Source organism: Kitasatospora sp. NPDC058162, assembly GCF_042884005.1.
GTDB lineage: Bacteria > Actinomycetota > Actinomycetes > Streptomycetales > Streptomycetaceae > Kitasatospora.
This window is the reverse complement of record NZ_JBHVUS010000005.1, coordinates 39160-62178: the sequence shown is the minus strand read 5'-3', so window position 1 is coordinate 62178 and position 23019 is coordinate 39160. Positions and strand designations below refer to the sequence as shown.

Sequence of the window (23019 nt, the reverse complement as noted above, 5' to 3'; positions counted from 1 at the left end):
GGTGGTGCCGCCGGAAGGACGGCTGTCCTTCCGGCGGCACCACGTGGATCAGTGGAAGCCGGTGGTGCAGGCGCCACACGTCGCGCCGCAGCCGTCGTCGGTGAGGACCTCCAGGCTGGCGGCGTCGGTCCGCTCGACGATGGTCACGTCGAGGTCGAACTCGTCGGTGGCCGCCACCGGGGCGGCCGGGGTCTCGGCCTTGATCTGACGGGCCATGTGATACCTCCTGTTCGAACTTCCCTTGCGGGACCTGGTGTCGGGGCGCGGACGTGCGCCTCGCATCACCAGGAGATGGTGGGGCGACCGCGTCGCTCGTGGCCGGGATGTCCAGGGCGGCGGGCGGTCAGCCGTGAGCGCGGGGCGTTACGGCCGGTCGCGGTGACCGGGCGCGGGACGGACCGGGGAGCGGTCGTCGCCGGCGTGGCTCGTGCCGGTTCGGCCGGGGGCGGTCACGGGAGGTTCGCCTGGGTGATCCGGGCGTCGAGGCGCTCCATGTCCCTCAGGCTGGCCAGCGCGGTGTACTGGTCGAGGCTGGCGCTGTACCAGGCGAGCGCCGCCTCCTTCGCCCCCGCGCGTTCGGCGTCCTGGCCGAGGAACTCCGTGGCGTGGGCACACCAGTGGCCGTGGCCGATCCCCTCGAAGGTCTCCCGGGCCTGGGTGAGGGCGGTGACGGCGAGGTCGTGCCGCCCGGCGAGGGAGTGGGCTTCGCCGAGGAAGGCCAAGGCCCGGGCGGCGTTGAGCGGGTCGGGCGGCGTGAGCAGGGCCAGACTCGCGTGGGCTTCCGAGAGCGGCGCCACGCCGTCGTCGGGCTGGCCCTGGCGGGCGGCGGCCGAGCCGAGCAGGATGTCCGCCAGCGCGGCACCGCGGAGGTCTTCGAGGTCGTCGTAGAGGCGGGCGGCCTCCTTGAGGTGGGGCTTCGCGTCGGCGTAGTGTCCGCCGGCCCACAGGCACGAGCCGATGCCCATCGTGCACTGGGCGATCCCGCCGAGGTCCTCGTCGGCAGCGGCCAGGTCGAGGGCCTCCTGGTAGCGCTGTCGGGCATCGGCGAGGCTGCCGGTCCCTTTCAGGGCGAGGGCCAGGGTGGTGGTCATCTCGCGGATCGCCATGCGGTCGCCCCAGGATCTGGCGGACCACAGGCCCTGCTCGTGGGCGGCCACGCTGAGGTCGAGGCGTCGCAGGCGGTGGAAGAGCGGCCACAGGTCGTGGACCAGGACGGTCAGCGCCTGGTGCTCGCCGAGTTCGCGGGCGGCGTCGAGGGCGGGCTGGACGGCGGGTGCGATGGCCTCCAGCCAGGCCAGCGCGCTGTGCTCGCCGTCGAAGCGGATCGGTTCGCTGGGCAGGTGGCGGTGCTGGCGGGGCAGCACGCGGTGGTGCGGGGTGAGCTGCTGGACGGTGGCGTGCGCGGTGGCGGTCAGGACGTCCAGGTAGCGCTGGACGACCAGGGTCCGGATCTTGTTCGAGTCGGTGCCGACTGCGGAGGTCCGGAAGCTGTCGTGCAGGGCGGGCCGGAACCGGTACACCTCGCCGCGGCCGGCACATCGGCCGGTGTGCTCCAACAGGTGGCGGGCGGTGAGGTCTTGGAGCAGCTGTCCGGTGTGGACGACCGGGGTCGCGGTCGCTGCGGCAGCTGTGAGCACGTCGAAGTCGGGTGCGGGCAGCAGCGCCAGGAGCCGCAGCAGCCGGGCCTCGGGTTCGGGCAGCGAGTCGTAGACGAGCGCGGTCGTCATCGTGACGGCCTCCGTGGGTGTGGGTGCGGCGAGCACCGGGTGAGCGCTGAGCGGCCGGGCCGGGTCGAGCACGGCCTCCCCGGCGGCGAGGCCGACCGCGAGCGGGTTGCCGCCGCAGGCCAGGACCATCGCGGCGGCGGCCTGCGGCTCGGCGTGGACGCGCTGCTCGCCGACGATCCGGCCGAGCAGCAGGAGGGAGTGCTCGGGTGAGAGCGCCTCCAGACGGTGGTGGCGTGCGCCGTGGGCGGCGAGGGCGGGAAGGGGCGCCGAGCAGGTCACGACGACCGCGCACTGAGGGCTGGCGGGCACGAGCGGGAGGACCTGCTCGGCCGCTTCGGTGTCCTCCAGCACCACCAGCAGCCGCCGGGTGGCGGTCACCGACCGCCACAGCGCCAGCAGCTCCTCGGTGTGCCACGGCAGCACCTCGCCGTTGCCGAGACCGAGCGCCCGGAGCAGGGCTCGGGTCACCTCGCCGACCGAGGCCGGACGGCCGGCGCGCAGCCGGGCGACCAGCTGGCCGTCCGGGAACCGTTCGGCGGCCCGGTGGCCCCAGCGGGCGGCGACGGTCCGCTTCCCGATTCCGTCCGGGCCGCTGATCACCGCGACCGGCGCGGTGGTCGGCGGCGGGTCGGCCAGCGCCGCGTCGAGGAAGGCGAGCGCGTCCGAGCGGTCGGTGAAGACAGCGGGCACCGCGAGCAGTTGCCGGGGAGTCGGCCAGGCCCGGCGCTCGGGGTGGAAGTGGATGGTGTGGATGTCACGCGCCTGCACGGCGGTGTGGAGCTCGGCGGAGCCGCCGATGGTGTTGCTCACCGAGCCGTGAGTCACTGTGCCTCCACAGCGGTGAGCACGGCCGGTGCGGGCCTGGGCTGGGTGGGCAGAGCAACCGCCTGGTGCTGCTGGGCGAGGCAGGAGTCGACGAGCGCGAGCATGCTGAACGCCTGCGGGTAGTTCCCCAGCTGGCGATCGCTCACCGGGTCGTACTCCTCGGCAAGCAACCCGACGTCGTTGCGCAGCACCAGAAGGCGGTCGAGCAGCTCGGATGCTGCGTCCCGGTAGCCGATCGCGTGGAGCGCGTCGGCGAGCCAGAACGCGCAGGGCAGGAAGGCGCCCTCGCGCCCGGCCAGGCCGTCGACGTTCGCACCGCTCGCCGCGTGGGTGAGGTAGCGGTGGACTAGGCCATCGGGGGTGGCTTGTTCGCGCTGGACGGCCTCCACCGTGGCGATCGTCCGCTTGTCGTCGCCGGGCAGGAACCCGAGCGCGGGGATCAGCAGGAGGGAGGCGTCCAGGTCCTCGCCGCCGTAGTACTGGGTGAACGCCCCGCGCTGCGGGTCCAGGCCCCGCGCGCACACGTCGGCGTGGATCTCCTCGCGCACCGCGCGCAGGTGCTCCAGCCGCTCCGAATCGACAGGAGTCCGGCGCTCCAGCAGCGTGACGAGCCGGTCGAAGAAGACCCAGGCGAGGATCTTGGAGTGGGTGAAGTGCCGGCGCGGCCCGCGCACCTCCCAGATTCCCTCGTCCGGGTCGCGCCACCGCTGCTCCAGCACGTCGGCCTGGAGGAGTAGCCACCGGTCGGCGTCCGGGTCCGGGGCGAGCCCGGCGTCCTCGGCGGCCAGCAGGGCGTCGGCCACCTCGCCGGGAACGTCGAGTTGGAGCTGGTCGGCGGCGCCGTTGCCCACCCGGACCGGACGCGAGCCCTCGTAGCCGGGCAGGTGGTCCAGGACGTACTCCTCCACGCCGGTCTCACCACCGATGCCGTAGAGCACGCCCGGGTCGACGGGGTCGACGTGGGCCAGCAGCCACTCGCGGAAGGTCCTGGCCTCGTCCAGGAATCCGCACCGCACCATGGTCTTGACCGCCAGCGACCAGTCGCGCAGCCAGGCGAAGCGGTAGTCCCAGTTGCGCTCGCCGCCGAGCACCTCGGGCAGCGACGTGGTGGGGGCCGCGACCATCCCCCCGTCCGCGGAGCACATCAACTTGAGGGTCACCAGGGCCCGCAGGACCACGGCCCGGTGCGGCCCCTGGTAGGTGCACGCGGATGCCCAGGACTCCCAGAAGCGCAGGGCGTCCGCGAGTTCGGCCAGGCTGTCGGTGGGCGCGGGCAGCGGCAGGTCGGCGGGCTGCCACGACAGGGCGAGCACCGTCTTCTGGCCGGCTGCCACCGTGAAGTCGGCCCGGCAGGGGCCCTGCTGGCCGACGCTGTGGAGCGGCCCGTCGAGGCAGAAGGAGTCGTGCCCGCTAGTAGCCACGAGCCGGGCCTGTCCGCTGTGCTCCACACGGTGGAAGACCGGGCGGAGGCTCCCGTAGCCGGGGCGCGGGTGGAACTCGGAGGCAAAGTCCACCTTGCCGGTCAGGCCCTCCACCACCCACACGATCCGGGCCGGGGCGTAACCCGTCGCGTCGGGCGCCGGCATGAAGAGCGTGACGCGGGCCGAACCCAGCGGGGTGCTCCACTCCTGCTCCAGCACCGCGGAGTTGCCCGCGTAGCGCCGCCGGGTCCTGAGCGTCGGCGCACCATCGCTGTCGCGGGCGGGAGCGACGCGCCAGAAGCCGTGCTCGTCGTCGCCGAGCAGCGCGCTGAACACGGCGGCGGAGTCGAACCGGGGCCAGCACAACCAGGTGAGCATCGCGTCGCGGGTGACGAGAGCGGCAGTGCGGCCGTTGCCGATCAGGGCATGGTCCTCGATCGGCGGGGCGGACATGGGCAGGGACATGGTGGTCCTGACGCTGGGTGGAGAGGATGGCAGGGCGCCTCGTGGGACGGGCGTTCCCGGCGGCCTCGGGGCGGGTGGGGCGGCTGCGCGGCTACGGCCGGGTGTCGGGCATCAACTCGCCTGCTGCTGCGCGGGCGGGCTGGTGGTCGCGGAGAGCCGGGTGTCCGGCCAGCCGTTGCCCAGGGCGCTCAGCGGCACGATGCCGGTGAGGACGGCGAGGGCCGTCGCCTGCTGCCGGGTGCGGACGCCCAGGATGCGCATGATGGTCTGGAGGTAGGTGCGGACGCTGCTCTCGGCCAGGCCGAGGCGCTTCGCGGTCGCCCTCGGGTGCTCACCGGCGACCAGGCCGGCGAGCACCTGCTTGTGGCGAGGAAGCAGCGCCTCGCCGGTCGGGTGGGACACGGGCACGTCCTCAGGGCGCACCCACCCCCAGGCCGCGCCGAGAGCGGCGGCGCGGTGGCGGTACGGCGTGCCGAGCCGGGCCGTCAGCGCCTCGATGGCGGGGTTGACCGCCTTGGCGGCGAGGCCCGTGGCGCGGCTGATCGGGTCGATCAGGTGACCACCGGCGACCTGGCGCAGCAGCAGGACGTCGGCCTCGGACAGGTCCGGCCGGTCAGGAAGGGAAACGGGCATGACGAAGCTCCTTGGCACGATCAGGTGAGGGCAGGGTGGGGTGTGCTGCTACTGGGCGGCCCGGTCAAGGGCGGCCAGCAGCCTCGGGCCGCTGCGGCGGGCGCCCTCGCTGCCGATGGTGAGGATCACGTCGTCGGCGCGGGCGAGGGAGGCTGCCACCTCCTCGGCGCCCATCTCGCAGGGTCCGGGCTCGGGGATCACGAGCGCGCCGCCGTCCTGACCGCCGACACCGTCGCTGGCGCTGGCGAGCGCGGCGATGCCGTCAAGGTGGAGCTGGGGGCGGGCCGGGGTGGACAGGACGGGCAGCAGCACCGTGTGGTCGGCGGCGGCCAGGGCCGCGGAGATCCGCTCGGCCAGCGCGGCGGTGCGCAGGTGACCGACCGGCTCGTACACCGCGATCACCGCCCCCTCGGTAAGCATCTGCGCCCCCTGGAGGTCGGCGGCGATCTCCTCCGGGTGCTGTGCGCGGGACTCCATCACGGTGACGCGGCCGACCGTGCCCAGCCGGGTCAGCGACCTTTCGGCCCCGGTGAACGCCCCGAGCCCGTCGACGAGGTCGGACGGGGACACCCCGAGGGCCCATCCGGCCGCGAACGCCGCCGCGACGCCGAGGGCGGACGTGGTGCCCGCGATGGGCACGGTGAGCGAGACCCGTTCGCCGCCGGCCTGGATGGTGAGGTGGTGGTCCTCCCCGCTCCAGAGGAGACGGAGGATCTGCACGTCCATGCCCTGGCCCCGGCCCACCGTCACGACCCGCGGGCCTGGGGCTCGGCGCAGGCGCTCCAGCAGTTCATCGCAGCCGGGCTGCCCGGCCCACACCACCACGCTCTCGCTGCTGCGGGCCAGGGCCTCGATGTCGTCCAGCGCGTCCTCGCGGGTCGCGAACATCGGCGGGGCCGTGTCCACGGCGGTGACCAGCGTGACCGCCGGGCGCAGGCCCGAGCCTAGGGTGCGGTGGCGCCAGCCCGGCGGGGCCGCCTCGTGGAGAGCGGTGTCGGGGCAGAGGTCCACCACCAGGACGTCGCCGCCGCCGTCGTAGCCGGGTGCGTCGCCGTGCGGGGCGGCGGTCAGAATCCAGCCCGGGTCGCGGGCAGTCAGGGCGCAGGTCAGAGCGGCGGCGGCCATCGTGGTGGAGTGGCTGCCCACGACGGCCACGACGGTGGGCGCGGTGCCGCCCAGCAGCTCCAGCGCGCGCGAGTAGCCCATGCTCGGCAGGCCCTGGCCGGTCGCACGATCGAGGATCTCGTGCACCGCCGCGCCGTGTCCGCCCCAGAGCAGCGCCGTCGTCACGCCCGGCACCACGGGCTGCAGCACGGCGCCGGCGCGGGCGAGGCGCTGGAGCAGCTCGTCTTCGCGGCCGTCCTGCTGCGGCGCGACGGTCACGCGTGCACCGCGCCGGGCCAGGTAGGACGCGAGCCCGGCCATGCCGGGGCTGTGCGGGTCGACGACGTGCGGGGCGATCAGGACGTCGGGAAGCGGGCGGGGACATCGGAAGCCCCGTGCGGCTCGCCCGGCCGGTGCCGCTTTCACGCCGCCACCAGAGCGAGGAGGCCCTGCTCCGCAAGGCGGATCATCCGGTCCAAGAGTTCGCCCAGGTCCGTGGCCTCGGTACCGACCACGGCGAGCATCGACTTGTCGGGCGCGCCGACCAGCGTGAGGTTCCGGCCGAGCCGGTCCTCGATGATGCTGTGCCCCCAGGGGTACCTGATGGAGGTGACGCTGCCGACGATGTCAACCCCGTTGGTGCTCACGGCACTCAGCGCCGCCATCACGGCGGCCCACTTGTCCGCATCGTCGCGGTCGAGCCCGGGCGAGGTGCCCACGACGAGGCCCTCGGAGCTGACGTGGATGGCGGCAACGGCACCGGTGGTGTCGGTGACCAGCTCCTTCAGGAACTGCGGGTGGGGTGAACTCACGGTGTTGCTCCTTCGCCAGGTCGTGCGGGGAGATGGCCGAGAAGTCGGGGCTGTCGTCTCTGAGTTGCGCGTGATGCCCCTATGGCCAGCGCGCCGACCTGCCCCGGGCCGTAGCCGCTGCTACGGCGGCCGGCCTGCCGCTCCGACTCGGGTGCTCGTCCACCGCTTGGATCACCCAGGCGGACGGCGCTCTTCTGGCGCGACAGGGGGAATCCTGCTCGTGTCCGACCGACTTCGGCTAGTAACCAAACGCTGACACGAGCCGACACAGGTGGACATGAGCCGACATGAGTGCCGACATTTCGCCGCTGCCCCTCCCGCCTCGGGCTGGGATCGGAGATCGTTGACCTGAGGCCGTTCCATCGATCGCCGTAACGGAGTTGTCATGGCGTCAGACCAAGAGATCTCCCTGTTCCAGGTCCTGGTGCAGCAGCGCGGGCTGGGTGAGTACCTCGTCTTCCTCAAGCAGCTGCAAACCGCTGCTGCCGAGGTAGCGCGCCTCGAACACAACCCCGCGCTGGCGAAGGTCACCATTGGAGAGCGTCAGTTCTCCAGATGGACGCGCGGACAGCACGGCAGCGGGCCCAGGCCGCTGACAGCGCGGGTCTTGGAGCACCTGTTCCAGCGCAGTGCCCGGGACCTGTTCGGGCCTGCCCGCGCCGCGGGGGAGCGCAGTTCGCGTCTCCCTGCCGCACAATGCATAGAGCCGGGCGCCAGCTCGGACGCTCACACCCGGGACCTGCTGATGACAGCCGCCAGCGAATCGGCTTCCTTCGCCGCCTATGCGGAACAGAGCAACGTCGGCCCGCACAGCCTCGAACAGCTGTCGGCCGACATCCGCAGGATCGTCTCCACCTACCCCAACCGGCCGGTCGTCCCACTCTTTGAGGAAGTCCTCTCCCTTCGGGACCGATGCTTCGAGCTTCTGGAAGGCCGACAGCCTCCGGCGTACACCAGCGACCTCTACCTGGCGGCCTCGGTGCTCTGCGGAATCCTCGCCAACGCGAGCTTCGACCTCGGCGCCTACCGCGAAGCGGAAACCCAGGCCCGGACCGCGTTCGTCTGCGCCGAACAGGCCGGCCACAACGGACTGCGATCGTGGATCAGGGGCACCCAAGCGCTGATCTGCTACTGGGAGGAGCGCCCGCACGACGCGATCCGCCTGGTGAAATCAGGCGAACAGTACGTCCCGGAAAACGGAACCGCCCACATCCGTCTCGCCAGCATCGCCGCAAGGGCGCACGCCCGCCTCGGTCAGGAGCACGACGCCGTGGCAGCCCTGCGCCGGGCCGACGAGTATCGGGAGCAAGCGGCCGATGACGACATCCCTGGCGGGATGCTCGCCTTCCCGTTGGCCAAGCAACGGTTCTACGCCGCCACCACTCGCCTGTGGCTCGGCGGCGACGCGAACAACAGGGAGGCAGCGGCCCTGGCCGAAGAGGCCGTCGCACTCTACGAGTCCGCCCCGCCGGAGAATCAGCGGCTGGGCGAGCTGTCTCTTGCCCGCATGGACCTGGCCCTCGCAGAGCTGGCGGGTGACGAGATAGAGGGAGCAGCCCACCAGATCGACGCGGTGATCGCCGTCGCGAGCAGGCGACCCACAGAGAGCGTCAGCCGACGACTCGGTCAGTTCGCGCGCCGACTGGCTGCGAGCCCGGCCGGTACCTCGGCGATCGGGTTGTCCCTCCAGGATGGGATCATGCAGCATCGAAGGGCCCGCAACGAACTACCAGCTGGGGGACGCGGTTGAGCACCATCACGGTTCTGCACCCGGGACAGATGGGTGCCGCCGTTGCCGCCCAGGCCGTCACCGCCGGGCACAGGGTGCTGTGGCTCCCGAAAGGCCGCAGCGAGAGCAGTCGGCGCCGTGCCGATGACGCAGGCCTGCTCCCCGTCGATGACCTACGCACCGCGCTCGGGCAGAGCGAGATCGTGATCTCGATCTGCCCACCGGCCGCCGCCGAGGACGTCGCGGCTGACGTGGCGGCCGTCCCTACCTTCGCGGGCATCTTCGTGGACGCGAATGCGATCAGCCCCAGCCGGGCCATGAACATCGCCCGTACCATCTCCCACGCAGGTGCGACCTTCCTCGACGGCTCCATTATCGGCCCGCCACCAGCCGGTTCGACTACTGCACGCCTGTACCTTGCCGGCGACCCGGCAGCGGCGAGGCGGGTGGCCGAGAACTTCGACAACACGTTGGTCACTGCCCGCTGCCTCGACCGGGAGGCCGGTGCCGCCTCAGCGCTCAAGCTGGCGTTCGCCAGCTACCAGAAAGCCGTCAGGACCCTGGTCGGAGTTGCACACGCACTCGCCGATCTCCACGGAGTGACAGCTGAGTTGATCGACGAAGGCAACACGATGGCCGGACCCTTCCTGGCCGATCCGGACTACCTCCGCTCCGTCGCCCCCCGCGCCTGGCGCTGGGTGCCAGAGATGGAGGATGTGGCCCAGACTCTGACGGACGCTGGCCTGCCCGCCGACCTCGCGCACGCAGCTGCCAGCACCCTAACGAGATGGACCAGCCTGAAAGACCGTGGCGATCTCACGGTTGAAGACGTGCTCGACGCCCTCAGATCGACCGACTGACCTTCGATCCACAAGCGAGTTCGCTACGGACGAGAAGCGTCAGCCCGGGGAGTAGGGCGGTCGGCGGTCACAGGGTGAGCGCCTGGCGGTGGACGGCGGCCAGGCGCTCACGCAGGTCCTGGTCACGGATGAGTTCGAGGACACGCGGGTGGTCGGCGGCGCTGGCGGCGAGGAGGCCACGCTGCTGGTCGAGGTAGGCGGTCAGGAAGGCCCGCACGTCGCCTTCGGTGTGCTCTAGGACGCGGGCGGTGTAGAGCATGGTGAGGGGGAAGGCCCAGCAGGCGTGGAGGAAGCCGAACGCGGGCCGCATGCTCTCCCTCCAGGGGGAGTGGAAAACGGCCTGGCCGTCGAACGTGCACCTGGCAGCGGTGAGGGCGTCGTTGAGCCAGTTGTGGCCGGCCTCGTGGATGAGGTCGCGGGCCAGCACGGTGGGGTCGCCGGTGTGGTCGAGGAACACCGTGCCGGGCAGGCGGGTGATGGTCCAGCTGATCAGGGTCTGGCCGAGTTGCTTGGTCCGCAGCAGGACGACCACGACGGCGTGCGCGGCCAGCAGGGGGCCGAAGCCGGTCTGGTCGGCGGTGGTGAACGCGTCGGCCACCAGCGTCCGCAGGCCGGGCGCGGCGTGTTCGGTGCCGGGGCCGAGCACGTAGTACGGGGTCTCCGAGATCGGGGAGCGGGGCAGGCCGGCGGGGTCGGGGGCGACGACGACGCGCGGGCCGAGCACGGTGGGGGTGGAGCTGGCGGTGGCGCCGGCGTGCGGGTTGGCGGTGTACCAGTCGAAGGCGGCCCGCTCGCCGGAGCGGGCGGCGGCTTCGGCACCTTCGAGGGCGTGGTGGGCCAGGCAGTAGTCGGCGGCGACGCCAAGGCCCGTGGGCCGGGGTCGGGTGCCGGGGTTGAGGATTGTGTGGATCTTGGCGGTGCGCTCGTCGTGCAGGCGGCTGGTCGGCGGGTAGTCGAAGAGGTCGGGGTTGTCCACGTGCGGGCTCCTGTCCGGGGCGGAAGGGGTGGCCTGGGGCCGGGCCCGCCGCGGTCGGGTCCGGCCCCAGGTTGGTCACCGCCGGCGTTCAGCGCGCCGGGCGGTCAGGGGTGTTCAGGCGACGTCGCCCTCGGCGGTCAGCCAGCCCTCGGCGGAGACGCTGGAGGTGTGGGCGGTGGCGCGGACGGTCTCGTCCTCGCCGCGCAGGCCCTCGACGTCGGCCAGGAACTCGGAGATGCGGTCGTTGTCCATCGGGTCCTTCTCCTTCTGAGCGAATCGGATGGTGGTGGTGCGTGCCCGTTGCGGTGGTGCGTGCTCGGGCACCGGGCGGTGAACGCGCCCGGGTCACGGCGGCCTCCCGGTCAGTGCGAGGCGGTGCGGGCTGCGGTGCGGAGGGCGGCGGCGAGATCGCTCATGGCGGGACGGTCGCCGCCCTCGTCGGAGAGCGCGGCGACGACCAGGGTCCGCAGCACCGCGGGGATGAGGGCGAGGTTGGCGTGGCCACCGAGGCGGGGGATGTCCGCGCACAGGTAGCGGTAGACCAGGACGGCGAGGCTGAACACGTCGGCGGCCGGGCCGGCCTGGTGGTAGCCGGTCAGGTACTCGGGCGGCCAGTGGACCTCGGGGCCGCGGTGCTCGGGGCCGCGCGGGACGCTGAGGCGGCGGGCGGCGCCGAGGTCGGTGATCAGGCCGCGGCCGCCGTGGATGAGGATGTTCTCCTGGTAGACGTCGCGGTGGACGATGCCGCGCTGATGCAGGACGGTCAGGCCCTCGGCGACGTCGGCGAGGATGTCCAGGCCCTCGTCCGTGTCCTTGCCCGAGGCCATGAAGGTGCGGAAGTTGCCGCCGCCGCACAGCGGCATGGTGTACCAGTCGAACCGCTCGCCGGTGCCCTGTTCGAGCAGGGGGACGACGTGGTCGGCGCCGCAGGCGGCCAGGGTGAGGTCGGCCTCGTGGCGGAAGTCCTCGCGGGCCAGGGCGCGTTCGGCGTCGGTCATCTGCGCGTACCAGTAGAAGCCGTAGGCGGCGCCTCGCTGGTCGGCGGGGAGTTCGGCCAGGACGTGGTTGGAACCGAAGCCGGCTTTCAGCACGACGGGTTGCTGGCCGTCGCGGCGGGCGGTGACCAGGGTGCTGGCGCGAGTGAAGGCGAGCAGGTCGCTCACCTGCCAGCCATCGGTGCGGAGTTGGTCGAGGACCCAGGCGGCGGGGTGGAGGGGGTTGAGGTTCATCAGCTCGCTCCTCGGGTCGTGGACGGGCGGGTGGAGCCGTTCAGGTGGGCGAGGCAGTCAGCGGCCAGCTGGTCGAGGTCGGCCTTGGTGGTGCAGGGCCGCTGCCAGACCTCCAGGCCGGTGCGGCGGGTCCAGGCGGTGGCGGCCTGCGGGTAGAGGTCGGCAAGGCGGGCGGTGGCCTCGGGGCGGTCGGTGAATCGCGGGGCGCTCTCGCGGCCTGCGAGGCGGGCCTGGCACAGGCCGGGCTCGGTGGTCAGCAGGACGGTCAGCTGCGGGCGGGCCCGCTGTTGCTCGGCGAGGCGCTCGACGTACTCGGCGACCGGGCGCTGGTGGACCAGGGCGAGCAGGCAGGCGGTGGACAGGCTGAGCCGGTCGGCGACCACCGGGCCGCGGGCGAGCGCCGGGGTGAGGTTGAAGCGGGCGTGGAGTGCGAGGTCCCAGCAGGCCGCTTCGACGGCCTCCTCCGGGTCGTCGGCGCCGTGTCCCGCCCGCACCCGCACCAGGGTGCGGGTGGCGGCCAGGGAGAGCCAGGAGAACTGGCCAGTGTGGTCGAGCGGGACGCCGCCGGTGCGGGCGTCGGCGAGGAGCCGGTCTCGCAGGGTGCTCTTGCCGGCGCCGGGTAAGCCCTCCAGGGCCATGAGCACGGCGGTCACCTCGCCGGTTCGTCGGCGGCGAGCCAGCTGATGAACTTCGCGCACCGCCCGGCGGTGACCGGCAGGGTGCCGTGGGCGAGCTGGGAGCCGTACAGCAGCGCGGTGCCCGGCGCCGGGTCGACGGACCAGCGGGTGCGGGGCATCTGCTGGAACCAGGCGGCAGAGTTGTCGGCGCCGTCGTGGGCCAGCCACATGCCCTCCGCGTAGCCGTTCGCCTCCGGGTCGGGGGCCGGGCGGTACCAGAGACGATCGCTGGATGCGGTCTCGACGTAGAAGTCGCCTCCGGCATCGGCCTGGGCGACGACGACGCTGATGCCGGCGATCTGGCGGGGCCAGGTGAGGGGGTCGGGGGCGATGCCGTCGAGGTGGCTGGTGATGTGCTGGCCCGCCCCGTACTCGACGTACGTCCACGGACGGCACACGGTGATGGAGGGCATGATTCGGGCCAAGGCCGGGCGGGCGCGGTCGAAGGCGTCCTGGAGGATCTTCTCCGCCGCCTGCGGGATGTCGGGGATCTCGACGCGGCCGGCAGGCTCGTAGACGGCCATCGCCTGCTCGTGGCTGTGGCCGGGGATCTCGTGGATGGAGGTGCGGCGCCCGTCGCCGAACCGGTCGGCGTCGGTCAGGACGTTGTGCATCAGGGCGGCGAGCTGGAGCCGCTCGGTGGAGCCGAGGAAGTTCTCGATGCTGCCGACGCCGGTGGTCTCGGCGATATGGATCGTCACGGTGTGGGCCTCCTGGTGTCGAGGACGCGGCGGATGTCGTCGAGGTCGGTGCAGTGGTTGAGCCAGCTGACGACCGGGCTGCCGCCGCCGGCCAGCGGGTCGCGCCACAGGGCGAGGAGTTCGCCGGTCAGCGGCAGCTCGCCGGTGCCGGGCAGCAGCCAGGCACCGGCCTTCTCGCCGGCCTGGGCCGCGGGGCAGGGGGTGTGGTGCTGGTGGACGAAGACGCGGGTCAGCCGGGCGGCGGCGGCCTCCCGGCACGCCTGCCGCATCGGGGTGTTGGGTTCGGGCCGCTGGTAGGCGCGGTGTTCGGTGGCCAGCCACGCGTCGGCGACGGCGGCGGCAGAGCCCGCGACGCGGCACGTCGCACAGCAGGCGGGCCCGTACGACGGGCACCGCCCGGCCCACGTGCCGAGGGTCGCGGCGACCTCGTCGAGGACCGACCACGCGCTGTGGGCCAGCAGAGCGCCCGCGTCCGGCCGCACCGCCCGCGCCGGGGCGCGGTGGTTGCAGCACGGCTCGCCGCTGACCGAGGCCGGGGCCGAGGCCGGGGCGAGGGCGGGTTCGATGAACAGAGTGTGGAAGTAGGAGATCCGGCCGAGGAGCTGGTGGACGGTCACCTCGTCGCCGGGCCTCATCCCGCCACCGCCCGCTCCACGGCGGCCGGGGCCGGCAGCGGGCAGGCGCACGCGGTGCCCGCCGGGCGCTCGGCCGCCAGCACTGCGGCCAGGGCACGGGCGGTGGTGCCCAGGTGTGCGAAGTAGGCGTCCCAGTCCTGGCGGTGGTTCGGGTGGAGGCTGAGGTCGAGCACCGGGACCGTGGTGCCGGAGGTCTCGCAGGTCAGCTCGGAACGGGCGACGCGGACCTCGATGCCGCCGGACAGCGCGGGGGCGACCGCGGTGGCCGCTCTGCACAGGGCCGCGGCGGTGCGGGCGTACTCGGCGCGGTCGCGCGGCAGCAGGCCGACCCGCAGTTCGGCCGGGGCCAGGTCCAGGCCGTCGTACCGGTGGCCCTGGCAGCTGTCGTAGGTGATCAGGCCCCAGCCGGTGGTGAGGACGTCCACCAGCGGCCAGATGCGGGGCTCGATCGCCTCGCGCCACTTCGGGTGGGCGGGGTCGAGGTCGTCGGCCTCGTGGATGCCGGGCAGGCCAACGGTGTTGATGTTGCCGTGCTCGCTGGCGTGCAGCCTCACCTCGGCGCGGACGGCCGCGGGGTCGTCCCAACGGGTGGCGAAGGTGTTCACGTCGCGCATGTTGTTCGGGCTGCGGGGGTGCCAGCGCAGGGTCTGGCACCAGGCGCCCTCGGGGTGGGCGGGCTGGGCGAGGAGGGCGGCGATGCCGTCGACCATGCGCATCCGGTAGTCGCAGTAGGCGTCGCCGTCCACGGCCGGGTCCTGGCGCCAGCGGGTGGCGATGCAGCCGCCGCCGCAGGTGCTGCGGTAGTCGCAGCTCGTGCACTTGGCCATCAGCGCCTTGCCCTGGTTCAGCAGCAGGCTGCCGTGCTGAAGGCGGGCCACCTCGGCCTGGCCGGTGATCTCGTCGAGCGGGCTCAGGTGGGCCTGGGGCCAGGGCAGTTCGTCGCACGAGCCGAACCGGTTGTCGGGGTAGAGGGTGAAGACGTGGTCGCACTTGAGATCGGAGAAGTGGCAGAAGCCGCTGCCTAAGCCGCGCAGGCGCCGGATCGTGGAGACGGCTGGCTCCAGCTTGATCCGGGTGAAGTGCCCGGCGCTGATCCAGTGGGCGGTGGCGGCCAGCACGAACTCGGCGTACTCGTCCGGATGGATCGCCCACGCCGGACCGCCGTCGCCTGCGAGGGCGGCCTGCTGGAGCAGGCGGCTCGCCGGGACGCGCCTGGTTCGCACCGTGGTGGAGCGGCGGATGGCGGTGTCGAAGCAGGGCACGACGCTGACCGCGTTGACCGCCGCGAAGGAGGCGAGGTGGTCGAGGACCTGCTCGGCCCGGCCCAGTACGGCCGGGGTCACGGTGGTGATGACGCCGACCTTGCGGCCCCTTTCGGCCAGCAGTTCCAGGGCCGCCGCGACGCGCGGGTAGACGGGCTGACCGTCGTAGCCGATGCGCCAGGCGTTGCCCTGGGCGTCGCCGTCGAGGGAGACACCGATCTGCAACTGCGGGCAGAGCTCGTCGAACAGGTCGAGCCAGGCCGCGTCGAGCTGGACGCCGTTGGTCTGCATCGACACCCGCACGACCTGCGGCTGGGCGGCGAGTTCGCGCAGGACCTCGGCGACGGCCTCGCGGCCGGCGGTCAGCGGCTCCCCGCCGTGAAGCTCGACGGCGAGGGGGCGGCCCCGGAAGAGCCGGGCCAGCTGGCCGATCTGGTCGGCGCTGATCCGGGCTCCGCCGGGCACCTCCTTACGCTTCTCGTAGCAGTGGGGGCAGTCGATGTCGCAGGTCTCCCCGCGCAGCTTGACGATCACCGACACCGCGGTGCTGGTGTCTTCGGGTTGAAGGCTCCGGTAGAGCCGGTCGATCGGGTGGTGCTGTTCGGTGGTGCGGTGCATCGGCTGCCTCCCTTGCTGCCGTGACCGGGGTGTTAGTCGAACAGGCGTCCCAGCAGGGCGCCCTGGCCGGACTGGAGGACGTGCGCGGCCTCCAGCGGAATCCAGAAGCACTCGAAGCGGGTGGGCTCCTGCTCGCCGTCGTGGTCCTCCTGGCTCGTCCACCGCTCCGGGGTCGGCTCGGTGAGCTCCAGGTGGAAGACGTGCCGCTTCTGGATCTCGAACCGGTACGGGCTGATGTCGTACTCGGTCTCGCCGAGCTTGCGCACGATCTTGAAGTCGGAAAAGCCGGTCTCCTCCCGGGCCTCGCGCAGAGCAGCGGCCTCCGGGGTCTCCCCGGGGCGGATGCTGCCAGCCGGGGCCTGGATGCCGACCTCCTCGTAGCTGTAGTCGGTGTGCCGGAACACCAGCAGCCGCCCGTTGCGCACGACGTAGACGAGCACCTTCTCCTTGGTGACCTTCTCGGGCATCGGAACCTCCACGTGGTCGGGAATGATCGTCTGGAGCCTGCGGGAGCGCGGCTCCAGCCCTTCGTTCCGGCGGTGACACCGGACCGGGAAGCCCACGAGTCTAGGTCCCCTGACGAGATGTCAACTCACGGTCTCCCGAGCCTTTCCAGGACAGTCGAAACACCGTGCGATGGGATGATCAGCCGGGCGCCACGGCCATCGCCGCACACTCCTCGAAGGCACTTTCGCCCTCGCCGCCCGCGACCTGGAGACTGAACCCGATCTCCTTGCCCCGTGGCAGGAGTTCGGTCTCCAGTCCGCCTGCGAGGCCGGCGAGCAGGAGGAGCCCCCGCCCGCCGGTCGCGTCCCGGTCCGGCTCGCCAGCCGGCGGCAGCTGGTCGTCGAAGTCGGTGACGCCGACGCGGATGCCGTCTGCGGTCTCCCTCATCCGCAGTTCGCCCCCGCCGTCGGCATGCAGGAGGACGTTGGTCAGCAGTTCGGTCACCCCCAGCTCCGCCACGTCCGCGAGCTCGCTCTTGCACCAGATCTGCAGCTGGGCCCGCACGATCTCGCGCACGCACCGCATCGCTTCGGGCCGCAGTACGGGAAGGGCCAGGCGGAACTCCCCGAACTGATCGGCAGTTTCGGCAGACATGGGCCCTCCGGATGGCTTCGGATACAGGGCTGGCATTGCGCTCCGTGCCCATCGGGGCACTCTGCGCTCGGCCGGACTCCGATGATGGACCCGCCCGCGACAGAAGGGCAAGGCTTTCGTAGAGGAAAGCCTTTCCTCTTGGCAATCTGTCATATGCGCCTACTGGCGCGGCCACTACGCTTTCCTCCTGAAAGCTGTGGTTCCAGAGTCAGGAGGTGCGATGCCCGTCGAGCCGACCCCGCGCCGAAGGCGCCTGGGCACAGAGATCCGCCGTGCCCGCGAGGCACTGGGATGGAGCCTGGAAGAGGCCGCCCAGCACCTCGGCTACAAGGCGCAGTCGACCGTCAGCAAGATCGAGAATGGGACTCAGGGGATCAGGGTCCAGCTCCTACCCCACTTCTTCGAGGTCCTGCAGATCCACGACCCGACCCAGCGCGAGCAGTGGCGCGAGCTGGTCCGACGTGCCGGCGAGCCGGACTGGCACCAGCGCTACCAGGGCGTCGTCGAGGACCCCCTGAGCGACTACCTGACCGAGATCGAGGAAGCCCTCGACCTGTTCCACTGGAACTCGGGCTCCCTGCACGGCCTGCTCCAAGTCCCCGCGTACGAGCGGGCGATCGTCGAAGGCAGCCGGGCGTGGACCACTGCCGAGGACATCGAGCGCTTCATCGCCATGCGCGCCGAGCACCGGCAGGCCATGGCCGAGCGCCAGCCGCCCCTGAAGATATGGTCCGTGATCCCCGAAGGGCTCCTGCGCCAGGAGGTCGGCGGCCGGGCCGTGGCCAGGGCCCAGGTCGAGCACCTCATCGGCCTGTTGAAGAGCGACCCGAACACGACGATCCAGGTCCTGCCGCTGAGCGCCGGCGCGCACGCGGGCATGGACGGGCCGTTCATGCTGATGTCGTTCGCCACCGGCGCCGACACGGTCACCATCGAGGCGACTCGTGCTCGGCTCCACCTCACGGACCACGAATCGGTCGAGGTCTACCGCACCACCAGCAACCACCTTAAGTCCGATGCCCTCGGCCAGAAGGCATCCTTGTCCCTGCTCAAGACGATCGCCAAGGAACTCGCGTCATGAACAAGAACGACCTCGACCCCGCCTGGCTCGAAGAGCAACTCGCCGGAGCCGAGTGGCAAACCGCCAGCAGCGGCGGCACCAACTGCGTAGAGGTCGCCTTCCTCGACAGCGCCATCGTCGCGATCCGCGACTCCAAGAACACGCACAAGCCGCCGCACATCTTCGACGACGCCGAGTACGACGCCTTCGTCGACGGCATCATGCGCGGCAAACTGCGCAGGCCCTGACCATCTTGGCGGGTGGCCCGAGCGGACACATTCTCGGGCCTCTCTCCGCCATTGACGCCGCCTCTCGTCTGGAGGAACCGATGACGTCCCTCCCGCCCGAGCCCGGCACTGGCTCCCGTGCGACCGCGTACGCCTTGCTCTGCACGGCCTTGGGGTTGCTGGCGACCGCCAACGGTGAACACCCTCACGCCCTGCCCGTACTCCGGCGGACGGCTTGGTCCGCGAGCCGCATGTTCGTCTCCATGAGGTCCAGTCCGGCGGCGACGTCCGCTCTGGTGACCTCCCACCAGCCCGCCCGGTCGAAGATCCACCAAGACTCCCGGTAACGGGCGAAGTCCCTGATCGTCTCGCTGAGGAAGCGGGCGTCGCCGTCCGCAAGGGCTGCGTCCATGACGGCGTGGCTGAGGTCGGCCATCATGCTCGCGTCGGAGTTGGTCATCTTGGTCCCCCTCACGCCCGGATGTTCGGCTGGATGCTGGGGGCCTGCTGCTGGACCGGCGGAGGCTGCAGAAGCGGTGCCGGCTCTACCTGGGCGGTCGAGGTGGCGGCCCGGACGGCAAGGTCCACCTTGGGCTCCGCTCCGGACGTGCGGGCGGTGACGTCGGCGGTGGCGAAGTCTGCGGCGAGCTTCGTCCGGATGTCCTCCGCCAGCATCTCCCCCGACAGCTCGACAGCGGCACCGACAACGACCGCGGTGACGGCCAGCCGGGCAAGGTAGTCAGGGCGCTCCTCACGCTGCTCGACGCTCACCTCCACCGTCACCTCGTACGCCTGGGGGTCCTGCTGGTAGGCCTCCCATTCGACGGTCAGCTGGTCGACCGGTTCACCTCGCTCGGCCACAACCACGATCGCCTCGTAGACCTCACGGCGAGGGCCTTCCTCGAAAACCTCGGGGTACAGCCAGCTGCTGACCTCCCGGACCTGCTCCGGGTGCTGGAGAAGCTCTGCGAGTACGGCGTCCTGGCGCTCAACGCGTACCTCGACCCGTACTTCCTGCTCTCCGGACGTCCTCGCCCGGGGCTCGTACGGAGCGGGAGCCGACTCGTTGATCCTGGCGACCGGAGCCGTCTGCTCCGTGCGTCGCATCGCCTGAGCGAGGCGGTCGAGCACCGGGTCCGGACCGCGCATGCCCGGGGCGGCCGTCCGGAGTCGGTCGACGTGGAGAGCGAGGTCCCGGCGGACGGCGGCTTCCTGGACCATGCGGGCGTAGCTGGCGATGTTGCGGGGCTGCGGTGCAGCGTCGGCGAGGCGCCGCAGGTAGTCGGCGTCGACACCGCTGATGGCCGTACGTTCGGCGATCAGCTCCGGCAGACGGTCGGCCGTCGCCGCCGGGGCGCTGGTGCGCGACTCGATCAGCGCAGCCAGCAACGCGCGGTGGGTGGGGTGGGCCATGCGGTCGGGGGTGAGGTAGCCGATGTCGTCCAGGCGCTGACGGTCGCGCAGGGCCGCGCCGATGACGGCTTGCTCGGCGCGGAGTACGAGGTCGGGCTGGGTCATCAGGCTGTCCTCGACTTCGTGGCGGTGGTGGCTTCCCTGTAGCGGCGGGCTGCGTCGTCTGCGGCGGCCATCCGTGCGGCGGCGTCTTCGAGCCGCTCCAGCAGCCCCTCGTTGACGACGCGCAGCCAGTCGCCGTCGACGTCGACGGCCCACCAGGCGTCGGCGAATCGCACGTACTCGGGGATGCCGGGGCTGATCGGCTTGGCGAGGCCGCGGGCCCGGGCGTCGTCCATCTGCGCTGCGGTGAGGTGGTCCGGGCTGCCGGCTTCGGCGGTGTCGGCGTGGGCTGCCAGCAGTCGGCTGGGGATGCCGGTCCAGGGGTCCGCGTCGGTCCAGCGCTTCTGGAGCTCCTGGTCCTCGGCGGCCGGAAACTCCGTGCCACGGTGGCCTGTTCGGCATGCGGTGGCGTAGACGGTCGTCGCGTTGGCGACCACCGTGCGCAGTTCGGCGTGCCAGTAGCGGGCGGCCTGGCCGACCTGCTGGTCCGCGGCGGCGCCGTAGATTTCTTCCCGCCAGACCTTGAGCGCCCACAGCTCTTCGATCAGACCGGGGTGCTCGGCCCAGCAGCGTGGCAGCCTGGATTCGACGGCCAGCTCGTAGCGGTCGTGAAGCCAGGTGACCCAGTCGCAGAGGCCGCCCCAGGCCGCGATGCGCTCGGGTCCGGTCATGGTGTGCCACTCGACCAGCCGGGTGCGGGGGCTCGCCTCGGCGGCGGCCGGCTTGGTGCCGGTGGCAGGTCCGGAGGTGGTGCGGCTCCCGCGCGGGCGGCGGATGAGTGCGCGAGGGCGGTGCTTGACCCTTCCGATCGGTGTGATCGCGGGCTCGGTCATGGCTGGTCCTGGAGCTGGGTTGGAAGGTGCGGGTTGACCTCGGTGGGGTCGTCCGGGAGTCCGGTGTGCTGGTGCCTCGCGTCCGTAGGGCTGGTGGTCCGTGTGGCCTTCCAGTCGGCCATCACCAGGTGCACGGCGGCGTCGAGCGCTTCGATCGACGTGCTCGGGGTGACCATGAGCCGCCGAAGGTAGGCGGGGGTGTCCATGGTTTCGGCGACCAGCTGCGCCAGCCGGGGCGACAGCTCTTCGGTGCTCCGGCGCACGCGCTGTTCGACGGCGGCCGAGGTGGCCAGTTCCTCCTCGGCGTGCAGCGCGAGCATGGCCTCGAAGATGCCGTAGCGGACGTGGGTGGTGAAGGTGTCCACCGGGACCCACCTACCGAGGTCGGCCAGCTCGCGCGGGCGCTGGATGAGGTAGGCGAGCACCAGGTCCTCGTAGTCCGCGCGCGTCCGGCGCCAGTCACCGAGGGGGACGAACAGCCCATCGGTGCGCGCCCGGTGTTCGGCCCAGTCGTCCGTGGCCCACGACGCGGGGACGACCTCCTGGTGGCCGGGGCTGAACACGAAGATCACCGGCGCGCCGGTGCGGTCTTCGCCGGCGTGGTAGAGAGCGCCGTCGATTCCGCGCACCGGACCGCTCCACCGGAGGGTGTAGTCGGTCGGGGGCTTCGGACCGCGGAGCAGGCCGTGACGGTGCCGTTGGGAGAACCGGGACTCCCAACGGCGGTCGGCTTCGGTGCGTTCCTCGACCTGGTGCCCGCTCCACGCGGGTCGGGGGGTCACCCGGCGTCCTTGAGGAAGTCGATGCGCTCGAAGGACTCGACGTCGCCCGCACGGTAGCGAATCGACCACTCGTTGCTCTCCTCGTACAACTTCCGGTCGGCGCCTTCGTAGTGGCGCTGCATCCGGACGCGGGTGACAGGGGTGGTGGCATGGATGACCAGGGCCTCGCGCCGTTCCTCGTCCAGGGTGCGGATCTCGTCCGGCGTGACGGTCTTGCGGTCTTGCAGGGTGGTCTGCATGGTGGTGCCGTGGCTGCCGCTCTGGTAGGTCGTCAGAGACTCCCGGTAGATTCCGGCGAGCTTGGAGAACTCTTCGAGCTCGTCACCCCCGAGGCCACCGAGAGCGATCTTGACCGTCGAGCTTCCCCAGAGCATCTCCGCGCCGTCGCGCCCCCAGGTGCTTCGGGCTTGTGCCATGTTCTGTAGCACCGCGAGTACGTAGATGCCTGAGCCGCCCGCGAAGGACATCAGGTCCGGGAGGGTCGGCAACGGGGTCACGTTGGCCACCTCATCGAGCAGTAGCCCCATCGGCGGGTCGAGTCGGCCACCCGGCGAGCGGTCGGCGAGCCGCTTCGCGGTGGCGACGACCTCGGAGACGAACGTGGTGATCAGCGGTGCAAGGGCTTTGGAGTCTTCCTTGTCGACGAGCAGGTAGATGGTGCCGTTACTCCTCAACCACCGCTCGATGTTGATGCTGTCGCCGGCCTTGGGGGCGAACGTACGGCGGGCAAGCGGCGAGAAGAGGGGAGTCAAAGCCGTCTGGACGGTGCTGAACAAGTTCGCGCGGGTCTCCCCTGGCTGCCGGTAGAGCGCGTCGAGCATCTCGGCGACTCCGGGCTCGGCACGGCGAGAGTCGGCAAGGAGCTTGATCGGCTCTTCCATGTGGGCGTTGAACGCCCAGCGGAGGACGTCCTCCATGCTGCGGCCGGTGATCTCTGCGGCATGCAGCCAAGCAGCGAGCAGCGAGGTTGCAGTGGCACCGAAGAAGCCGGCGCCGGAGCTGTCGGTGGTTTCGCTCTTGCCGATCCGGACCATCAGGTCGGCCCGCTGCATGGCCTTGCCGAAGTCGTCGCAGCCGCTGGCGGGTGACCACTGCACCTGGTCTGGCCACTCGACCATGCCAGTGGGCGTCATCGCGAGAGTGGGGCCGAGTCGGCGTCGGATCAACGCGGTCGCGTCGAGCAGGTCGCCGCGGACGCTGGTGACCAGCATCGGCCCCCGCCATGCCTTGATCCAGGGGATGATCACCTGGGAGGTCTTGCCCTGGCGCGGTGCTGCGAGCATCAGCACCGACGACTCCACGCAGATCCACAGCATCATCCCAGCCGTGATCCGGCCGAGTTGTACGGCCACATCGGCGGGGGTGATCCGGCCCTTCTCAAGGGAGGGGCGCACGATCGGCCCGCGCTTGACGACCGCCGAGGCCGACATCGTCTTCGCGAGCTGTGCCGTGGACGCGAAGCCACGCACCGAGCGGTTGCGGCGAAGGCGACGCAGGACGAAGGCACCGGCAGTGACCATCGAGCTGACGACGATGGCTGCGGCGACGGCGAAACCGACCGGACCGGGCAGGTCATGGCGTACCCCCTCGGGCCAGGCCGCCTTGGGGTCGTGCAGGTGGTGCGGCAGTTGCTTGGCGACGCTGAACGCGTCGCCGAACGGGACCGCCGGCCAAGAGGCACTGGTGATCATTCCGGCGACCTGGCCGGTGGCCCACGTCCCCACGGTGACGGTGACCACCACGATGATCAGCAGGACGATCAAGTAGTCTGCGGGGCCGTCCAGCACCGGCCGCCGCGCGACGGTGGAGTTCGAGGCGGAGGCCATC

The 23019-nt window shown here is 71.7% G+C and carries 24 protein-coding genes; 4 read left to right on the top strand and 20 right to left on the bottom strand.

The window, feature by feature from the left end; translation table 11 throughout:
• Positions 1-48 precede the first annotated feature (48 nt).
• The 6 genes from ACFVXG_RS11815 to ACFVXG_RS11790 all read right to left on the bottom strand — a co-directional run bounded on the left by ACFVXG_RS11815 (position 49) and on the right by ACFVXG_RS11790 (position 6987).
• The gene (locus ACFVXG_RS11815) at positions 49-216 is read right to left on the bottom strand and encodes an FxLD family lanthipeptide (RefSeq protein WP_078860513.1); all 168 of its coding nucleotides are present in this window, start codon (positions 214-216) and stop codon (positions 49-51) included.
• 233 nt (positions 217-449) lie between these two features.
• Entirely contained in the window at positions 450-2537 is a 2088-nt protein-coding gene (locus ACFVXG_RS11810; RefSeq protein ID WP_387926616.1) for an NB-ARC domain-containing protein, read from the bottom strand.
• 11 nt (positions 2538-2548) lie between these two features.
• Positions 2549-4438, bottom strand: a complete 1890-nt coding sequence (locus ACFVXG_RS11805) for a glycoside hydrolase family 15 protein (RefSeq protein ID WP_387926614.1) — start codon at positions 4436-4438, stop codon at positions 2549-2551.
• Positions 4439-4549: 111 nt separating this feature from the next.
• Complete coding sequence (locus ACFVXG_RS11800; RefSeq protein ID WP_387926612.1) at positions 4550-5071, bottom strand: LuxR C-terminal-related transcriptional regulator; 522 nt, start codon at positions 5069-5071, stop codon at positions 4550-4552.
• 48 nt (positions 5072-5119) lie between these two features.
• Positions 5120-6496: a hypothetical protein gene (locus tag ACFVXG_RS11795; RefSeq protein ID WP_387926610.1), complete on the bottom strand. Its 1377-nt coding sequence runs from the start codon at positions 6494-6496 to the stop codon at positions 5120-5122.
• Between the two features lie 101 nt (positions 6497-6597).
• On the bottom strand, positions 6598-6987 hold the full coding sequence (locus ACFVXG_RS11790) for a roadblock/LC7 domain-containing protein (RefSeq protein WP_045700703.1): 390 nt from the start codon (positions 6985-6987) through the stop codon (positions 6598-6600).
• A gap of 385 nt (positions 6988-7372) precedes the next feature.
• Here ACFVXG_RS11790 and ACFVXG_RS11785 point away from each other — a divergent pair, with 385 nt between their 5' ends.
• On the top strand, positions 7373-8737 hold the full coding sequence (locus tag ACFVXG_RS11785; RefSeq protein ID WP_387926607.1) for a hypothetical protein: 1365 nt from the start codon (positions 7373-7375) through the stop codon (positions 8735-8737).
• A complete protein-coding gene (locus ACFVXG_RS11780) occupies positions 8734-9576 on the top strand; it encodes a DUF1932 domain-containing protein (RefSeq protein WP_387926605.1) in 843 nt (280 codons plus the stop codon). Before ACFVXG_RS11785 ends, ACFVXG_RS11780 begins: the two co-directional genes overlap by 4 nt.
• A 67-nt stretch (positions 9577-9643) precedes the next feature.
• On the opposite strand, the gene ACFVXG_RS11775 is transcribed toward ACFVXG_RS11780, so the two are convergent.
• The 9 genes from ACFVXG_RS11775 to ACFVXG_RS11735 form a co-directional block, all read right to left on the bottom strand.
• Positions 9644-10552, bottom strand: a complete 909-nt coding sequence (locus ACFVXG_RS11775; RefSeq protein WP_387926604.1) for an aKG-HExxH-type peptide beta-hydroxylase — start codon at positions 10550-10552, stop codon at positions 9644-9646.
• Positions 10553-10666: 114 nt separating this feature from the next.
• Positions 10667-10804, bottom strand: a complete 138-nt coding sequence (locus tag ACFVXG_RS11770; protein ID WP_167352958.1) for a hypothetical protein — start codon at positions 10802-10804, stop codon at positions 10667-10669.
• A 110-nt stretch (positions 10805-10914) separates the two neighbouring features.
• Positions 10915-11781: a protein kinase gene (locus ACFVXG_RS11765; RefSeq protein WP_387926603.1), complete on the bottom strand. Its 867-nt coding sequence runs from the start codon at positions 11779-11781 to the stop codon at positions 10915-10917.
• Positions 11781-12434 (bottom strand): hypothetical protein, encoded by a 654-nt coding sequence (locus ACFVXG_RS11760; RefSeq protein WP_387926601.1) that lies wholly within the window; start codon positions 12432-12434, stop codon positions 11781-11783. The genes ACFVXG_RS11765 and ACFVXG_RS11760 overlap by 1 nt, the downstream gene beginning before the upstream one ends.
• Positions 12431-13159: a hypothetical protein gene (locus ACFVXG_RS11755; protein ID WP_387926599.1), complete on the bottom strand. Its 729-nt coding sequence runs from the start codon at positions 13157-13159 to the stop codon at positions 12431-12433. Before ACFVXG_RS11755 ends, ACFVXG_RS11760 begins: the two co-directional genes overlap by 4 nt.
• A complete protein-coding gene (locus ACFVXG_RS11750) occupies positions 13156-13794 on the bottom strand; it encodes a hypothetical protein (RefSeq protein ID WP_387926597.1) in 639 nt (212 codons plus the stop codon). Before ACFVXG_RS11750 ends, ACFVXG_RS11755 begins: the two co-directional genes overlap by 4 nt.
• Positions 13791-15674, bottom strand: a complete 1884-nt coding sequence (locus tag ACFVXG_RS11745; protein WP_387926595.1) for a radical SAM protein — start codon at positions 15672-15674, stop codon at positions 13791-13793. The genes ACFVXG_RS11750 and ACFVXG_RS11745 overlap by 4 nt, the downstream gene beginning before the upstream one ends.
• Before the next feature lie 32 nt (positions 15675-15706).
• Complete coding sequence (locus ACFVXG_RS11740; protein WP_387926593.1) at positions 15707-16141, bottom strand: NUDIX domain-containing protein; 435 nt, start codon at positions 16139-16141, stop codon at positions 15707-15709.
• Positions 16142-16319: 178 nt separating this feature from the next.
• Positions 16320-16775 carry an ATP-binding protein gene (locus ACFVXG_RS11735; protein ID WP_387926591.1) on the bottom strand — a complete coding sequence of 152 codons (456 nt, stop codon included), beginning with the start codon at positions 16773-16775 and terminating at the stop codon, positions 16320-16322.
• A gap of 220 nt (positions 16776-16995) precedes the next feature.
• Between ACFVXG_RS11735 and ACFVXG_RS11730 the strand changes: the two genes are divergently transcribed.
• A complete protein-coding gene (locus ACFVXG_RS11730) occupies positions 16996-17856 on the top strand; it encodes a Scr1 family TA system antitoxin-like transcriptional regulator (protein WP_387926589.1) in 861 nt (286 codons plus the stop codon).
• Positions 17853-18083, top strand: coding sequence for a DUF397 domain-containing protein (locus ACFVXG_RS11725; RefSeq protein ID WP_387926588.1), 231 nt, complete (start codon positions 17853-17855; stop codon positions 18081-18083). The genes ACFVXG_RS11730 and ACFVXG_RS11725 overlap by 4 nt, the downstream gene beginning before the upstream one ends.
• A gap of 184 nt (positions 18084-18267) precedes the next feature.
• On the opposite strand, the gene ACFVXG_RS11720 is transcribed toward ACFVXG_RS11725, so the two are convergent.
• The 5 genes from ACFVXG_RS11720 to ACFVXG_RS11700 are packed head-to-tail and all read right to left on the bottom strand — an operon-like array spanning position 18268 to position 23018.
• A complete protein-coding gene (locus ACFVXG_RS11720) occupies positions 18268-18522 on the bottom strand; it encodes a hypothetical protein (RefSeq protein WP_387926586.1) in 255 nt (84 codons plus the stop codon).
• An 11-nt stretch (positions 18523-18533) separates the two neighbouring features.
• Positions 18534-19580 carry a DnaB-like helicase N-terminal domain-containing protein gene (locus ACFVXG_RS11715; RefSeq protein ID WP_387926585.1) on the bottom strand — a complete coding sequence of 349 codons (1047 nt, stop codon included), beginning with the start codon at positions 19578-19580 and terminating at the stop codon, positions 18534-18536.
• The gene (locus ACFVXG_RS11710; protein WP_387926584.1) at positions 19580-20410 is read right to left on the bottom strand and encodes a hypothetical protein; all 831 of its coding nucleotides are present in this window, start codon (positions 20408-20410) and stop codon (positions 19580-19582) included. The genes ACFVXG_RS11715 and ACFVXG_RS11710 overlap by 1 nt, the downstream gene beginning before the upstream one ends.
• The gene (locus tag ACFVXG_RS11705; RefSeq protein WP_387926582.1) at positions 20407-21192 is read right to left on the bottom strand and encodes a DnaB-like helicase N-terminal domain-containing protein; all 786 of its coding nucleotides are present in this window, start codon (positions 21190-21192) and stop codon (positions 20407-20409) included. The genes ACFVXG_RS11710 and ACFVXG_RS11705 overlap by 4 nt, the downstream gene beginning before the upstream one ends.
• Positions 21189-23018, bottom strand: a complete 1830-nt coding sequence (locus ACFVXG_RS11700; protein ID WP_387926581.1) for a type IV secretory system conjugative DNA transfer family protein — start codon at positions 23016-23018, stop codon at positions 21189-21191. Before ACFVXG_RS11700 ends, ACFVXG_RS11705 begins: the two co-directional genes overlap by 4 nt.
• Position 23019: the final 1 nt, after the last annotated feature.